Raw genomic sequence first — 16,244 nt, 5'->3', positions numbered from 1 at the left:
CAGTACAACGTGTCTCAATATACCGCTCAATCTCTTGAAGTTTTATCTGGTTTAGATCCAGTACGTCGTCGTCCGGGCATGTATACCGACACCACACGTCCAAACCATTTGGCGCAAGAAGTTATTGATAATGCGGTGGATGAAGCACTTGCAGGGCATGCCAATAAAATTACCGTAAAAGTCTATAAAGATGGCTCTTTGTCGGTAGAAGACAATGGCCGTGGTATGCCTGTCGATATTCACCCAGAATACGGGCAAAGCGGGATTGAAATTATTCTGACCAAGCTGCATGCAGGCGGTAAGTTCAGCACCGACAACTACCAATTTTCGGGCGGTTTGCACGGGGTCGGTATTTCTGTAGTGAATGCCTTGTCCAGTCGGGTTGAAGTGACCGTACAGCGTCAGGGCAACCTGTATAAAATGGCTTTTGATCAGGGCGAAGCCGCTGCACCTTTAGAAGTCTTGGAAGGCAAAGCGCCAAAACGTGCTTCGGGTACGTTGGTACATTTCTGGCCTGAAGCTAAATATTTTGATTCACCTAAATTTGCGCTAAAAGCCTTAAAGCACAATTTAAAAGCCAAAGCGGTACTGGCTGCAGGTTTAGAAATTCATTACATTGATGAAATTAACGATGAAAAAATTGTCTGGCAGTTTGAAAATGGTCTAGTCGACTATTTGATGGATGAGCTGGAAGATCGTGAGATTGTACCTGCTCCTGCTTTTGTGGCGACAGGTGAGGCAGAACGTGCTAGTGCAGAATTTGCAATTTGTTGGAACGTAGAAGGTGGCGAGCAAATTCAGGAAAGTTATGTCAACTTGATTCCGACTGCGCAAGGCGGTACGCATGTCAATGGACTACGTTCTGGTGTGACCGATGCTTTACGTGAGTTCTGTGAATTACGCAATTTATTGCCGCGCAATTTAAAGCTATCTGCCGAAGATGTTTGGGATGGGGTTAACTACATTTTATCGTTAAAGTTCCAAGAGCCGCAGTTTTCTGGGCAGACCAAGGAGCGTTTATCGAGCCGTGAAGCGGCAAGCATTATGCAGAATATCGCCAAAGATGCTTTTGCCTTGTGGTTGAACCAAAATTCTGACATTGCCATGCAATTGGCAGAAATGGCAATTTCCAAAGCAGGTCGTCGTTTAAAAGCAGCGAAAAAAGTAGAACGTAAAAAAATCGTTTCAGGCCCAGCTTTGCCGGGTAAATTAGCCGACTGCGTGGGACAAACCCGTGAAGAATCGGAACTATTTATTGTCGAAGGTGACTCTGCAGGTGGTTCTGCTAAGCAAGCGCGTGATAAAAACTTTCAGGCGATCATGCCAATTCGTGGAAAAATTTTAAATACGTGGGAAGTGTCTTCGGACGAGGTTTTGGGTTCGCAGGAGGTACACGATATTGCAATTGCGATTGGGGTTGACCCAGGTAGTGATGATTTATCTGAATTGCGTTACGGTAAGGTTTGTATTTTGGCCGATGCCGACTCAGATGGTTTACACATTGCCACTTTGCTGTGTGCTTTATTCGTGAAACATTTCCCAAGTTTGGTGGAAGATGGGCATTTATACGTCGCCATGCCGCCGTTATTCCGTATTGATGACGGTAAAGATGTGCATTATGCGCTGGATGAAGATGAGTTAGAAAACACGCTGAAAAAAGCCAAAACCAAAAATCCGCAAATTACCCGATTTAAAGGTTTGGGTGAAATGAATGCCAGTCAGTTACGTGAAACCACGATGGATCCAAATACACGCCGTTTGGTGCAACTCGATTTGGATGATAGTCATTTTACCGCGGGTTTATTGGATAAATTGCTGGCCAAAAAACGCTCTGCAGACCGTAAAGTGTGGTTAGAGCAAAAAGGTAATTTAGCCGATTTGGCGGTTTAAGCTGATTTAATTTAGAAAAAGCATCCATTATTTCAAAAAAGTAATGGATGCTTTTTATTGTAATTTTGATTGGTGTTTATAATTCAATATTTTCAGGCCATAAAAAATATCCACCATATTGACTGGTTTTAAATTCTGCACCTACGTCTTTGCCTTGTTGAGTGAGTATGTGCTTTCCAGCATCATTGATATTTAATAAGCCTTTTTCGGTAAAATGAGCCAACAATTCATTGTTTTTCATTTTATGTTTTGCTGCAAGTTTAGATGATGTTAATTTACCAACATTATTGTCATTGGTTTCTTCAACAGATTCATTTGTTGGTTCGGCTTTCACTTCATTTAAACTAATTCTAACTTCATCACTAATACGAATAATACGTTGCGCTTCTTCATAAGCATCTTTAAAGACATCTTGATCTTCATATTTGCGAATCAAAATGCCCATTTCGTTATTATTAATTTGGCTAAATTCATAAAGATTTAGACTAGAAATAATACATTCAGATTCATTGAGATAGCATTTAGCATGTAAGTTTTTACAAAAACTGAGCCGAACAAAATCAAGTTTTTGCATCCATTATATTTCATCAGGATGTAAATCACTTTTTCCATAAACGATTCGAATATCAATTTTGAGTCGATCTTTATCTTCAAGTAACTCTTTAATACGGTCATTTAAACGTAAATATGGGCTAATTAAAATTAACCTTTCTTTGGCATTTTTTATCAGTTCTTCTAAGAAAAAATTGGTCGCGCTCGTATTTAAAAACTTAGCCATTTAACCCTCCTCATTGTGTCTAAATTATTATGTCCTGAGTATAGCGAATTTATTTAGGTAATGATTTGATGATTAAAAATATTCTAAAATTGAGGCGAAAAAAATGGAGCATCTTGTGCTCCATTTTTTATTGATCCTTAACTAAAGAACCAATATACAAATAATGAAATAATAAATACGCACATGACGTTCAACACCATGCCCACACTCATCATTTCACTTTGTTTAATTTGACCTGTACCAAATACAATCGCATTTGGTGGCGTTGCCACAGGTAACATAAAGGCACACGATGCACCAATACCAATAATCACCACTAAAATTTCTTTTGGAATACCCATTTGGTCTGCAATTGCAGCAAATACAGGGACCAATAATGCAGCAGACGCCGTATTACTGGTAAATTCAGTTAAGAAAATAATGAAAATGGTCACCGCAAAAATCACCACCAATGGCGAAGTATCACCAAAGGTATTGGCAAGGGTTTGACCCAACACCAAAGATGCACCTGAATCTTTTAAGATTGCACTGAGGGTTAGACCACCACCGAACAGTAATAACACGCCCCAATCGGTATTTTCAGCTACTTGCCTCCATGAGGCAGTACCTAGCATGACCACCAAACATGCAGCAGCTAATGCAGTCCATGTATCGGGTTGGCTAATACCAAAGGTTTCGCTAAGTTTTTTACCAAAAATCCATGCCACTGCAGTACATGCGAATAAAATCATCGTTGCAACACGGGTTTTGGTCCATGGAATGACTTCAGTTTCAAAACGAATTTTCTGGTTTAAATTTGGACGCAATACCAAATATAAGCTGACCAACATGGCTGGCAGTAAAATCAGCACCATTGGTAGACCAATTTTCATCCAGTCAGCAAAGTCATAGTCTAAAGCTTTGGCTGCAATGGCGTTTGGCGGAGAGCCGACCAAAGTACCCAAACCACCTAAACTGGCAGAGTAGGCAATCCCCAATAAAATGAAAATGAAGGTTTTACGTTCTTTAGTGGCATCGAGGTGTGACAACAAGCCCAATGCCAGTGGTAACATCATCGCTGCAGTCGCGGTGTTGGAAATCCACATTGACAGTGCAGCAGTGACCGCAAAAATAGATAAAACCGAAATCCCCAAGTGACCGCCCGACATGGAAATAATCCACATCGCAATTTTACGATCCAGTTTTTGGATATGCAGCGCAGTTGCTAAGGCAAAACCACCAAAGAATAAGAAAATGACAGGGTCTGCAAAAGTTGCTAATGCTTGCTTGGTTGAAATTGGTACAAGTTCTTTGCTGGCATTTTCAAGTGGCATACCTAAAGCCACAGCAAGCACAGGTACTAACAGTGCTGTAATGGTAATGTGTACCGCTTCGGTGAGCCATAAAATACCAATAAAAAGCAACAGACTTAGACCCTTATTGGCGTTTTCATCATAGGGTAAGACGTTATACAAACCGAAAGAGAGCAGGGTCGCAAGAATAACAATGGCCCAAGTCTTAATCAGTTCTTTTCGCTTAATACTGGCTGGCACTTCTATATGGTTATTTTCCATAGAAGTTCGCTCCGTAAAAATGGAATAAAAGGAAAAGTTGGAAGATTGGTCGATGCAAACGACCGAAGCAGTCTTAACAGACTGTTTTTTAAGCTAGTCTTAATTATAGGTGTAAAAAATTATTTAAGCCAAAAAAAATCTAAATAATTTTCCATTTGTTATGTTCATTTTATTGATTTATATCAACAATGCAGGCTGTTTTGTGATGATGGATAATCCTTGAGCAATTGCGTAAATAGCCATAAAACCAAGTAAAGTAAATACAATGTACTTAAATACAGCCTGAGAAATATTTTTACGAATCAGACTGCCCACATAAACCATTGCTACAGAAATTAGGCAAATTAGCGCCAAAACCTTAAATTGTGTGCTGCTAAATTGTTGAATTACTGGATATAACACTGCCAGTTGAATGAGTTTAGAGACAATAAAATTAAGATTACTAATCACCACAATATCGGTTTTACTGTGTTGGGTGCTGAGCAAATACATCATTAAAAACGGTGCCATGGCATTGGTGGCTCCACCAATCACACCTGCTAGAAAACCAAAAATCAGCATATTTTTCAGTGAGGCTGAAATTTGTAAGGGGCGGGTTCTAAACTGATCGGCCACGTAAAGCAGAATCAGTGTCCCCATCGCAAATTTTAAATAGCCTTCATTTAGAATCAGCAGCAAACTGACGCCTAAATAGCTGCCAATTAACGCACTGAGAATTAAGCCCCAATATTTTTTGCAGTAGCCATATAAACTGCTGAATATAGATTGTGTGGCATCGCCCCGCAACATGTATAGATTTAACAGTAAACAGGGAATGAGAACCAAGGCGACTGCGGTACTCAGCGGATACAGCATCGCCACTGCAGCGGTGCTAAGCATGGGAAAGCCAAAACCACTCATGCCATGTAAAATTGCGGCAATGGCACAAAATAGCAGAATAATAAAATCAGTTTTTTGCATGTGAAGTCACATTGCTTTTTATTTGAAATTTAAAGTAAATGTAGCGGAGTTTTAAGTGAAGTACAAATGAGTCGCATGCTAATTTTATACCTGAATATAAATTAAAAAATTTTAACAGCCAATAAAAAAGCAAGACCGAAGTCTTGCTTTTTTGAATAGCGATCAGGCTGGCTTAGAAGTGGTATTTTACCAATGCGCTAACATCGTTTTGATCTACGCCTTTAATACCAAACTTGTTGTTCCAAACAGAGTGTTCGATACCGACATATAAACGTGTATTTGGCGAAATGTGTTTGCCTACATTCCACTTATATTGTGTAGTCCAGTTGAGTTCGCTAGCGTGGTCATCTTCTGCAGTAGACCAGTCTAGGAACGCATCAGCCAAGAACTCTTCAGAACCAATTTTAAATGGTACAGCATAAGTGATGGTCATTTGATAATCATCTTTAGAGATATTCTTATCGTTATCTGCTTTGTAGAAGTTTACATTTGCATATTGCGTATATGGAATGTCTAAAGAGAAACCTACACCGTATAAAAAGTTATTAAATTCAGTATTTGCACCATGTCCTGCATTATGTTCCCAAGTCGTTGCAATGAGAACATCTTTCACTGGGCCAAAAGATAGGTTTTGACCTGTAATTTCACCCAAACTTAAACGTGGTGCTAATTCAAAATAGGTTGAGTCATCATCATTACCATCCCATTGTTGGTCAACGAAGAAGAACACATCAGAATATTTGAGTTTAGCTGCATATTCAGCAGTAAGAGTCGTACGATCTTCAGTACCTAATTTATAGTTTTCACCATAAAGAGCAGTCAGGCTAAAATCTTGCCAAATCGGTGCAGCTTGCGTAAAAGTTGCAGCAGTGGAGATTGCGCACAGCGCAGCAATATGTGTAAGTTTCATAAAAATAGACCCCAATAAAAGCGTTTCAAGGATACAGATTCTTAAGCAAAAATAAAGCAAAATTCGATTATTGACAGGTCATTTCTTGGTATTTTTTGCCAATTCTAAAAGCGCTGCATTTTTTGCAGGATTTAAAACCAATGGTAAAAATAATGTCTAGCTTTTTGCATGCCATGCTAAGCCCCTTAAAAGCATCAAGTTTCTGTGTTGAAAAATCAATCACATCTGCTTGAACAGTCAAATTGGTTGCTTATTGAACATCTGAGCGAAAACTTGTCCTAAAAGGGTTATTCTTTTGCTGCTTTTCTATAAATATCGCTTGCATATTTTTTAGATAGGCCCGATATTCAAGGTATAGGGACACGGTTCTGCAGACTTAAAAGTGTTCATCATTCAAACGGGAGGAAGTTATTCCAAACTAAGTTGAAGATGTACTTTATGCTGTAAAAACAGCACATTATAAACACGCTAAAACGTATATGTATAAAATTATATGTAAGATTTTGGCACAACAAGATTCAGAAATAACGAACGCAAGAGGATGAAATCATGAATATTGAAATCCGTACCGATAAAAACATTCAAAACAGTGATCGATTAATTAGTTACGTTCGTGAAGAACTGAATAATGAATTCCAACGCCACAGTGAGCGTATTACCCATTTTTCAGTACATTTTAGTGATGAAAATGGGGAAAAAGGCGGTGATGACGACATCCGTTGCATGATTGAAGCCCGTCCAGCAGGTTTAAAACCAGTGGTTGTAAATCATCGTGGTCACAACATTGATACTGCAATTCATGGTGCGATTGACCGTTTAAAACGCAGCCTAGAACATGCGTTTGAAAAAAATGAAAACCCTCGTGGTGCACGCCCTGAATTTGTAGATACAGATGTTGGTGGCGACGACGAATAAGGATCAGACAGATTCCAAGAGCCTCGCAAATTTTGCGGGGCTTTTTTGTGTTTGCATGCAGCCAATGCACTAAATTCACGATTTGCTGACATTTATCTCATACAAATGTCGCTTTATTGGGCATAATAGTTCTAAATTAAACATTGAATAAGAGAGCTCTCTGCATGTTAACTGCGCAACAACAAGTCTTGGTGCAAGCAATAGAAGAATTAGACCTTGCCCAAGTGCAACGCCTATTGGCAGACGGTTTAGACCCTAACTTTATGGATGCCGAAAAAGGCCCTGTAATTTCAGTCTGGTCAGATGGTTTATTTCAATGGTGGGAAAAAGTCTGCGAAGCATATGAAGCAGGTCAGCCACTCACAGAGCAGCAAAAACAGCAAGATTTGCAAGTGCATTTAGATATTTTAGAGGCCTTGATTCAAGCCAAAGTGAATTTGCATTTATGGGATGCCGAAGAAATTTACGGCCCATTGTGGGATGCGGCTTCTGCAGCATGTGTTCCTGCGGTACAGCGTTTATTAGATGAAAAAGTCGATCCGAACAGCAAAGATGAAGATGGTTTAACCATTTTATCTTCGATTAGTGATTTATTGTTTGATTGTGATTTTGATGAAATTCAGTGGTCGGATGCTTTGCTAGAAGAACAGCAGACTTTAGAATTGTTGCGTCGTTATGGCGCAAAAATGAGCAAAGAATTGGCCTAAGAGCAGAGATAAAAATATGTCAGCATTAAAAACAGTTGGGTTAATCGTGGCGGCAGGCATCAGCATGCAGGTGAGCGCGGCAGATTTTGAGTTTGATCGTCCTGGTGCAGGAATGAGTACGGGTATTACACCTGTAGGGAAACTGGCTTGGGAACAGGCTTTGCCAAGTGCAAGTTATCAAGAAAGTAACGATGCTTCGGGCGAAAAAGTTAAAACTACTCGCCTTAATGCTGACATGCTGTTACGTACAGGTTTGGCGCAAGATTTAGAGTTACAGCTGGGCTGGCAAGGGCTTGCATGGAGCAAAAGCAAAACTGCAGGTCAATCGGTTGAAGATGATGGTTTGGGTGATGTCAGCATTGGTTTAAAACAAGCCATTGACTTAAATGATGACAAACTTTCTATGGCCGTGTTGTTGCAAGCGCTAATTGCCACAGGCAATGATGGCTTTAGCGAAGAAGATGATATTTATAGCTTGGGTACGGCAGTCAGCTATCAATACAGTGAGCTGTTAAAAACAGGCATCAACATGCGTTACGATGTGCAAAATAGCGATTGGGCGGTTACAGCAATTCCCAATATTCAGTACCGTTTAAGCGATCAATGGTCAGGTTTTTCAGAATTGGTCTATCGTAAAGCAGAAAGTCAGGACAATGAATATGGCTTAACTTCGGGGGTGATTTACGCACTGAATGAACGCACTCAGCTGGATGCCAGTGTCGGTGTAGATTTAGACGGTGCAGATAAAAGTTACCATGCAGGTTTAGGTATGGCGTTCTTGTTCTAAGCCATTTAAACCATTTAAAGCTTTAAAATACGTTGTATGTTGCAGCAGGCCAAAGTTATTAAGTATTAAGCTTGCTGCAGATTCGTTTTCATCCTAATAAAGTTCATGCCGAGGCGAGCAGAACATGAAGCAGTCCTTATTTCAGACCTTTTGGCAAGCTGCTGTTGATCTAATGGCTGATATTTTTCGCTATATGAATAGGGGCTTATCTTGTCTGCTCGCAAGTCTACTTTTATTGTGTTCGCTAAGCCTACACGCAGAAGCACCTTTACTCTCACCCGAACAAGCCTTTCAGTTTAGCGTTGAATCGGTCAATCCCCAACAAGCTGAACTGCGTTGGAACATGCCTGAACAGTATTATTTGTATCAGCATCAATTTAAGGTTGAGCATGGACAGCAAATACTGGCTTTAGAGTTGCCTCCCGCAGAAGATGTTTATGATGAAAACTATGGACATACTCAGGTTTATTATCAACAAGTCAGTTTTAAAATTCCCACGCAGGCTGCACAGCGCTATCAAGTGAGCTGGCAAGGTTGTGCGCAAGATCGACTTTGTTATCCACCACAGCGCATTGAATTTCAGACAGACAGCACTGGTTTGGTGATTTTAGACAATCAAAGCGCAGCACAAAAAAATCTGTGGGGTGGACACAGTAACCCAACCCAGAATGTGTTTTCGACAACACCTGCCAACTCCACGCTAGCATCCTCAACAAGTGTTGCGACAGCGCAACCCATCACTGCACAAGATCAAATGTGGTCAGAAAAACTGGCACAGAGTTCATTTGCTTATGGCTTGCTACTGTTTTTTGGTTTAGGGGTTTTATTGGCCTTTACTCCATGTTCTTTGCCGATGTTGCCCATTTTGACCTCCTTGTTGGTGCGTGAACATAAAGGTGTCAAAGCGTGGACGATTACTCTGGTTTTTGTCTGTAGCATGGCAATGGTTTATGCCATATTGGGTTTAATTGCGTCATCCGCAGGTTTGAATTTTCAGCGTTGGTTACAACAACCTGCTACTTTAATTGCCTTTAGTTTACTGTTTGTGTTGTTTGCCTTAAATTTGTTTGGACTGTTTGAGATCAAGTTACCACGTGCTTGGGTCAATCGACTCGATCAGGCGCAATCTGTGCAAAAAGGCGGCAATTTGGCAGGTGCTGCACTCATGGGCATGTTGTCGGCACTTTTGGTCGGCCCATGCATGACTGCGCCATTGGCAGGGGCGTTATTGTTTATTTCACAAACCCAAAGTCAGTTGCAGGGTGCGCTGCTGCTATTTACGCTCGGTTTTGGCATGGGTACGCCGTTATTATTGGCCAGTGTGCTTGGGGCAAAAGCTTTACCACGCGCAGGCTTGTGGATGCATCAAGTTAAAGTGCTGTTTGCCTTTATTATGTTGGCATTGGCGTTGTATTTTATTCGTCCGTTATTGGGTGAAGCATGGATACAATCGCTTAGTTTGGCACTTGGAGTGGGTTTTGTCGGCTATGTGTTGCATCGTTTGAGTGGCTATCATGGTGCGCTGCGGGCGATTTATCTGAGTGCGTTATTGGTGGTGGTGCCGTATCTGATTTATAACCAATATCAACACAGCCAGCGTTTTTGGCAGCAGGAAAACGATGCGGTTTTAGAATGGCACCGTGCAACGACTGCAACGGAATTACAACAGTTACTTGCCCAAGCTCCGAAAAATCAGCGCATGATTATAGATGTCTATGCCGATTGGTGTGTGGCGTGCCGTCCGATTGAGCAACAGGTATTGACATCTTCCACTGTAAAACAGGCACTTGCAGAATTTTATTTAATTAAACTCGATTTAAGCCATTACGATGCCAGTCATCAAGCTTTGCTGAATAAATGGGAAATTTTAGGGCCACCTACCTTTTTATTTTTGGATGCACAACAACAAGAAATTCGCAGTCTGCGTTTAACGGGTGCGTTTAACGAAAGCACCTTGTTAAATCAACTGCAGCAACTTCAAACCACACAGGAGTCATCGCCATGATGCAGCTGTATATTGCCAATAAAAATTATTCGAGCTGGTCGATGCGCCCGTGGTTGGTACTGAAGGCGTTTGATTTGGTTTTTGAAGAAATACAACTGAACTTTCCATGCGAGCGTGGTGAGGGCGATTTTAAACAACGTGTCCTAGAAATTAACCCCAATGGTAAAATGCCTGCCTTGTTAGATCAGGGCATGTTGATTTGGGATTCTCTCGCCATTTGTGAATACTTGGCAGAGCAATATCCTGAACAGGCACTTTGGCCGCGTGATGTACAGCAACGCGCTTGGGCGCGTAGCATCAGCGCAGAAATGCACAGTGGTTTTACCGATTTACGCAGTTTATGTGGCATGAATATTCGCGCCAATTTAGCAGAAGTGGGTACAAAATTATGGCAAGAACATTCGGGTTTAAGGCAGGATGTGGCACGCATTGAACACATTTGGTCGGCACGTCCTGCAGCAGATGGTTTCTTGTGTGGTGAATTTAGCATTGCCGATGCGTTTTATGCCCCTGTGGTGACACGTTTTATGACTTATGCCTTGCCTGTAAGTGCCAACAGCCAACACTATATGCAGCGGGTGATGCAGCATCCTGCTATGCGCGCTTGGGTACACGCCGCATCACAAGAAGCAATGTGGGTCAATTATTTAGAGCCTTATCAAAAACCAGCAAAATGACTTGGAAAAAGCAGGATTAGGAAAAATACTGCGGAAGTTTTTGTACGGTAAAGTGGTCTTTTTTGTTCCAAAAATAAAACATAGTGTCTTAGTTTTCCCAATTATTCTATTTACGCTGCACGATTAAAATAGCGTTATTAAATGAATACAAGATTGGAACATCCCCATGAAAATTTTACACATCGACTCGAGTATTTTAGGTGAAAACTCAGTTTCACGTCAGTTAAGCCAAGCGATTGTGCAACAATTGACTGCAAAAAATAGCAATGCACAGGTCGATTATTTAGATTTGGCACAACAGCCGATTCCGCACTTAACTGCCGAAATTTTAATGGGGCAGGATGCAGAACAAGCGGCTTTGGGTGAAAAAATCATCCAACAATATATTGATGCCGATGTCGTGGTGGTGGGTGCAGCCATGTATAACTTTGGTTTGACTTCAACTTTAAAAGCATGGATTGATCGCATCAGCGTGGCAGGTAAAACCTTTAAATATACCGAGCAAGGGCCTGTAGGCTTGGCGGGTGAGAAAAAAGCCTATATCGCCAGTAGCCGTGGCGGTGTGTATGGTGATAACAGCCCTGCCGATTTTCAGGAAGATTTCTTGAAAACCATCTTCAACTTTACAGGGGTGAATGATGTAGAAATTATTCGCGCTGAAGGGGTGAGTATGTCGGAATTTAAAGACCAAGCTGTTGCCAATGCGATGCAAAAAATTCAGGCGATTTAACCAACTATTTCAATAAAAAAAGCTCAGTGCCTTGAGGGTGCTGAGCTTTTTTTATATAGATGGATCGGCTAAAAGGGTTGGTTAGCAAAGCCTTGTTATGGTTGAACTTAGCTCTGATCTTGCCGATGTGCAAACTCTGCTAAATCTGCCAATGCACGTTTGGCTTCTTCAAACCACGGTGAAAACATTTGAAAATTGTGCCACATACCCGTGTAGAGTTTGTAATGCACTTCTACGCCTGCCTGTTCGGCTTTTTCTTTAAAACGTGTTGCATCATCCAGCAAAATTTCTTTAGAGCCAATTTGTACTAAAACTGGTGGTAATTCGTGTAAATCATCAAACAATGGCGAAATTTGCGGGTCTGCCCGATCAAGTTCAGGCGGTACATAGTAATCAATGCCTGTTTCCAGCGTTTCAATTGACAGCAGGGCATCATGCTTGCTGTTATAACGCAAGGATTCACTGGTGAGGGTTAAATCTAAAAATGGTGACAGCAGCATTAAGCCACTCACTTGCGGCAATTGCTCATCACGTATTTTTAAAGCTAGCGCCAACGCTAAATTTGCACCGCAAGAATCTCCTGACAAAATAATATCTTTGGCGTGTATACCTTGCGCCAACAGACTTTGATAGACATCAAACACGGCTTCCAAAGCATGTGGAAAAGGATGCTCAGGTGCAAGCGGATAATCGACATGAATCACTTGCATTTGGGTGCGTGCCGCAACTTGACTCAAAAATGCTCGATGGGTATTTAACGAACCCAGAAAAAAAGCCCCGCCATGAATATGAAAAATGAGCTGTGTTGCAGCATTCTGTGGTTTTAATTCTTCGGCATGCAGACCTGCTAAACGCAGCGCGCGTACCTGCACCGACTTTTGCATGGGAAATAAACGGCACATTTGTTCTAGTGCAAAACGTACAGAATTGGGGGGTAAATTAAATTGGCTTGGTTTGCGAATGGTGGTTTTTAAAAACTGCTCTGTAATAATTTGTTTCCACATGGGGTTAATCTTCATGATTTTTCCATCTTGTTCTTTATTTGATCGGATATTTGTGTATTTACCAACATAATTTACAAGGGTACACTAAACGGTCACATTCAAAAATTGCAAATTTGTTGTGACTTTTTAATAATAAAGTTGTCTGATAGTAGACCAGGGAAACAAAACAATGAAAAAAATTGCACTTGCATTCGGGCTGTTAGGTTTAAGCGCTTTGGCCAATGCTGCAGATCCGCTTAACGGCACAGTTTGGAAAACAATTGACGACAAAACCAAACAACCCAAAGCCACGGTAAGATTTACTGAGCAAAAAAATGGAACTTTAACCGCAAGCATTCAGTCAATTTTAACGCCTGGTGAAGAAAATGCCTGTACAAAATGTGAAGGTCCGTATCACAACAAATCACTCAAAGGTTTGACCATTGTTCGCGGTCTGAAAAATACAGGCGGCACGAGCTACGATGGTGGTTCAATTCTTGACCCGCAAACAGGTAAAACCTACAAGCTAAAAGGTAAACTTGCCGATGGTGGTAAGAAACTGGAATTGCGTGGTTTCATTGGTGTAGCGGCATTGGGTCGTAACCAAACATGGATTCGTGCGAACTAAGCATGTATTCCACCTGTGCAGTTGAAATCATATTGCACAGGATATAAAAAAACCTGCTCCATGTGAGCAGGTTTTTTATTGGTATTTTTTAAATTTAACCTAAAGCACGATAAGCCGTTTCATCAAAACCTGCAATAAAGCCTGATTCAGTTTTTAAGACAGGACGCTTAATTAAACTGGTGTGGGTGCAAAGTGCCTCAATTAAGTTGGCTTCACTGGCCAAGGCAGCTTGCTGTTCTGCTTCACTGAGTTTGCGCCAAGTGGTGCCTTTTTTATTCAATACTACATCTTGCCCAAGCACATCTAACCAACTTTTGACAGTGTCGGCATCGATTCCTTGTTTTTTATAATCGTGAAATTCATAACTTAGCCCCAATTCATTGAGTAAATCGAAGGCTTTTTTCATTGAATTGCAGTTTTTAATACCATAAATTTTTAACATATTTTTTTCACGTTAATATCATCAGACTGATTATAGCCTAGCCCAAAATAGCGTTAAGTGCTAGAAACTTGCAGTGAACAATGACTGGCTGTTTAAATGGTATTTGTCATCAATACGTCATACCGATGTCACCAAATTGACACTTGATCGCTCTAAAATGGGACGCATAAACAGAATAAAATGAAAAACTTGATAAAAATAGACTCAAGTGAAAATAAAAAATACAGTGAAGAACAACAGTAATAGCGCAAAACAGAAAATAAGATGATAAAAAGAGAAAACCCGCATTTAATCATCCTGATTATGCGGGTCTCATTTTAACGTCCATTGTTACATCCTTGAAACTAACCAAAACCAGTTAGTTTACTTTCCATCCTTCGGCTTCCAATCCTTTTGTGTCATCCTGACTGTCCCTTTGCCGTGATGCAATAATGCGCTGAATCGACTTGAAGATAAATACACAAAGTCGACAGATTATGTGCGAATTGAACCTCAGTTGAGTGAACAATTGTTCACTCATATAGGCTGTGAAATTTGTGTGAATATTAGATCTTATAATCAATAATCACAGGGGCATGGTCACTAAACCATTCGTCTTTATACACCCAAGCATTGACAGTGCGTGCTTTCCAGTCGGGTGAGCAAGCATGATAATCAATCCGCCAACCAACGTTCTTGGCACGGGCTTGCCCGCGATTTGACCACCAAGAATACAGCTCCGCTTCATGGCGTACTTCACGGAAGGTATCGACATAGCCCAAATCATTGTAAATATGATCTAACCATGCACGTTCATGCGGCAAACAACCTGAAGACTTTTGGTTGCCCGACCAGTTTTTAATATCAATGCGCTTATGCACGATGTTGTAATCGCCACAGACAATGATCGATTTATTGTCTTCACGCCACTGTTTTAGAATTTTTTGATACTCTTCTAAAAAGTGATCTTTCCGCATTTGCGCTTCTTCACCCGAAGAGCCAGAAGGCAAATACAGTGAACAGATGTAAATTGGGTGATCCAGTCCTACATCAAATTCAGCACTGATAAAGCGACCCTGAGAATCGGCCAATTCAAAGCCTAAACCATTTTGCACAGAAACAAAGGGCAAACGGCTATAAATGGCTGTTCCTGCGTAACCTGCACGTTCTGCAGGGAAAAGATGCGTGTGCCAGCCTTCTGGCTTAAATTTATCGGTCCATTGGGCGTGTGTGATGCGGCTTTCCTGCATGCAAATCACGTCTGCTTCAGACTTTTCCAACCATTCGAGTAAGCCTTTGCTTACCGATGAACGCAACCCATTGACGTTAATTGAAACCACTCGAAGAATTTTTTGATCACTCGGATAGCTACTCTTTGGTATCATGCTCAGGTCTTACCTCAATGTATTAATTTGGAGCACCTCATGACATCGCCAGCTCAATTTAACCCGCAAGCTTTTATCGAACTCGCCTTATCACGTGGTGTGCTTAAATTTGGTGAGTTTACTTTAAAATCGGGTCGTGTGAGTCCTTATTTTTTTAACGCAGGTTTGTTGAATGATGGCGAAGCTTTATCGCTATTGGCTTCGGGCTATGCAGATCAACTCATGCAATGCAAAAATGTAGATGTTATTTTCGGGCCTGCTTATAAAGGTATTCCATTTGTGGCAGCTACAGCAGTGGCTTTATCGCAAAATCATGGCGTAAGTGTGCCGTGGGGGTTTAACCGTAAAGAAGCCAAAGATCATGGCGAAGGCGGTGTGTTGGTGGGTGCTGCGGTTGAGGGCAAAAAAGTTTGGATTATTGATGATGTGATTACTGCGGGTACGGCTATTCGTGAAGTGGTGACTATTTTGAAAAATGCAGGCGCACAAATTGCGGGCGTATTGGTGGCTTTAGACCGTCAAGAAAAAGGTCAGGGCGATTTGTCTGCGATTCAGGAAGTGCAAAAAGAGTTGGAAATTCCTGTGCATGCTTTAATTACCATGAAAGATTTAATGAATTATTTAGATGTCAAAGGTGAAAAAGAGGCCTTGGCGAAAATGGAAGCATACCGTGTGAAGTATGGGATTTAAGTTGTTTTGGAGAAGGAAGCGAGAGCTTCCTTTTCGCTTTTATTCAGTTTGATTTTTAATAATATAAGGCTTTGTTGCACAAACCTATCTGTAAAGGCTTTTTCAGCGATATAATTTTCAAATGAAGAAGCCTACACACAAAATCTACCGCACAACCAATTGGCCCGCATATAACCGAGCACTCATGAGTCGCGGAAATATTGCCATTTGGTTTGATCCTGCTAC

Annotated in this window: 16 protein-coding genes and 2 pseudogenes; 10 read left to right on the top strand and 8 right to left on the bottom strand. The window is 41.0% G+C overall.

The window, feature by feature from the left end; all coding sequences use genetic code 11:
- Window positions 1-9 precede the first annotated feature (9 nt).
- Window positions 10-1,890, top strand: coding sequence for a DNA topoisomerase IV subunit B (gene parE / locus FTT91_RS10060; RefSeq protein WP_004974183.1), 1,881 nt, complete (start codon window positions 10-12; stop codon window positions 1,888-1,890).
- A 76-nt stretch (window positions 1,891-1,966) separates the two neighbouring features.
- Here parE and FTT91_RS10055 read toward each other — a convergent pair.
- From FTT91_RS10055 to FTT91_RS10035, 5 genes and pseudogenes are all read right to left on the bottom strand, one after another.
- Window positions 1,967-2,668, bottom strand: a pseudogene (locus tag FTT91_RS10055) (phospholipase D family protein).
- A 137-nt stretch (window positions 2,669-2,805) separates the two neighbouring features.
- Window positions 2,806-4,221 (bottom strand): DASS family sodium-coupled anion symporter, encoded by a 1,416-nt coding sequence (locus FTT91_RS10050; RefSeq protein WP_136144361.1) that lies wholly within the window; start codon window positions 4,219-4,221, stop codon window positions 2,806-2,808.
- Window positions 4,222-4,398: 177 nt separating this feature from the next.
- Complete coding sequence (locus tag FTT91_RS10045) at window positions 4,399-5,181, bottom strand: sulfite exporter TauE/SafE family protein (protein ID WP_180169344.1); 783 nt, start codon at window positions 5,179-5,181, stop codon at window positions 4,399-4,401.
- 172 nt (window positions 5,182-5,353) lie between these two features.
- A complete protein-coding gene (locus tag FTT91_RS10040; RefSeq protein WP_180169343.1) occupies window positions 5,354-6,091 on the bottom strand; it encodes an outer membrane protein OmpK in 738 nt (245 codons plus the stop codon).
- A gap of 67 nt (window positions 6,092-6,158) precedes the next feature.
- Window positions 6,159-6,332 carry a hypothetical protein gene (locus FTT91_RS10035; RefSeq protein WP_180169342.1) on the bottom strand — a complete coding sequence of 58 codons (174 nt, stop codon included), beginning with the start codon at window positions 6,330-6,332 and terminating at the stop codon, window positions 6,159-6,161.
- A 308-nt stretch (window positions 6,333-6,640) separates the two neighbouring features.
- Between FTT91_RS10035 and FTT91_RS10030 the strand changes: the two genes are divergently transcribed.
- The 6 genes from FTT91_RS10030 (at window position 6,641) to FTT91_RS10005 (ending at window position 11,912) form a co-directional block, all read left to right on the top strand.
- The gene (locus FTT91_RS10030; protein WP_004974190.1) at window positions 6,641-7,006 is read left to right on the top strand and encodes an HPF/RaiA family ribosome-associated protein; all 366 of its coding nucleotides are present in this window, start codon (window positions 6,641-6,643) and stop codon (window positions 7,004-7,006) included.
- A gap of 164 nt (window positions 7,007-7,170) precedes the next feature.
- Window positions 7,171-7,713: an ankyrin repeat domain-containing protein gene (locus FTT91_RS10025; protein ID WP_004974192.1), complete on the top strand. Its 543-nt coding sequence runs from the start codon at window positions 7,171-7,173 to the stop codon at window positions 7,711-7,713.
- A gap of 16 nt (window positions 7,714-7,729) precedes the next feature.
- Entirely contained in the window at window positions 7,730-8,500 is a 771-nt protein-coding gene (locus tag FTT91_RS10020; protein WP_180169341.1) for a transporter, read from the top strand.
- Window positions 8,501-8,672: 172 nt separating this feature from the next.
- Window positions 8,673-10,505, top strand: a complete 1,833-nt coding sequence (gene dsbD, locus FTT91_RS10015; protein ID WP_180169366.1) for a protein-disulfide reductase DsbD — start codon at window positions 8,673-8,675, stop codon at window positions 10,503-10,505.
- Window positions 10,502-11,182 carry a glutathione S-transferase family protein gene (locus FTT91_RS10010; RefSeq protein WP_096901631.1) on the top strand — a complete coding sequence of 227 codons (681 nt, stop codon included), beginning with the start codon at window positions 10,502-10,504 and terminating at the stop codon, window positions 11,180-11,182. The genes dsbD and FTT91_RS10010 overlap by 4 nt, the downstream gene beginning before the upstream one ends.
- Window positions 11,183-11,348: 166 nt before the next feature.
- Entirely contained in the window at window positions 11,349-11,912 is a 564-nt protein-coding gene (locus FTT91_RS10005) for an FMN-dependent NADH-azoreductase (RefSeq protein WP_004974205.1), read from the top strand.
- Window positions 11,913-12,019: 107 nt separating this feature from the next.
- On the opposite strand, the gene FTT91_RS10000 is transcribed toward FTT91_RS10005, so the two are convergent.
- Window positions 12,020-12,931, bottom strand: a complete 912-nt coding sequence (locus FTT91_RS10000; RefSeq protein WP_004974206.1) for an alpha/beta hydrolase — start codon at window positions 12,929-12,931, stop codon at window positions 12,020-12,022.
- Window positions 12,932-13,085: 154 nt separating this feature from the next.
- On the opposite strand from FTT91_RS10000, the gene FTT91_RS09995 reads away from it, so the two are divergent.
- Window positions 13,086-13,523, top strand: coding sequence for a DUF2147 domain-containing protein (locus FTT91_RS09995; protein WP_004974208.1), 438 nt, complete (start codon window positions 13,086-13,088; stop codon window positions 13,521-13,523).
- A 94-nt stretch (window positions 13,524-13,617) separates the two neighbouring features.
- On the opposite strand, the gene FTT91_RS09990 is transcribed toward FTT91_RS09995, so the two are convergent.
- Window positions 13,618-13,965 (bottom strand): Spx/MgsR family RNA polymerase-binding regulatory protein, encoded by a 348-nt coding sequence (locus FTT91_RS09990; RefSeq protein ID WP_096901634.1) that lies wholly within the window; start codon window positions 13,963-13,965, stop codon window positions 13,618-13,620.
- Window positions 13,966-14,510: 545 nt separating this feature from the next.
- Window positions 14,511-15,329, bottom strand: a complete 819-nt coding sequence (locus tag FTT91_RS09985) for an exodeoxyribonuclease III (protein ID WP_179988755.1) — start codon at window positions 15,327-15,329, stop codon at window positions 14,511-14,513.
- Between the two features lie 39 nt (window positions 15,330-15,368).
- Here FTT91_RS09985 and pyrE point away from each other — a divergent pair, with 39 nt between their 5' ends.
- Window positions 15,369-16,019: an orotate phosphoribosyltransferase gene (gene pyrE, locus FTT91_RS09980; RefSeq protein ID WP_131261213.1), complete on the top strand. Its 651-nt coding sequence runs from the start codon at window positions 15,369-15,371 to the stop codon at window positions 16,017-16,019.
- 121 nt (window positions 16,020-16,140) lie between these two features.
- Window positions 16,141-16,244: pseudogene (locus FTT91_RS09975) on the top strand (IS5/IS1182 family transposase); the annotation flags it as partial.

It is taken from the genome of Acinetobacter sp. YH12021 (genome assembly GCF_013420145.1).
GTDB lineage: Bacteria > Pseudomonadota > Gammaproteobacteria > Pseudomonadales > Moraxellaceae > Acinetobacter > Acinetobacter towneri.
The sequence above is the reverse complement of the archived record's forward strand: the minus strand, read 5'-3'. Positions and strand labels throughout refer to the sequence as shown.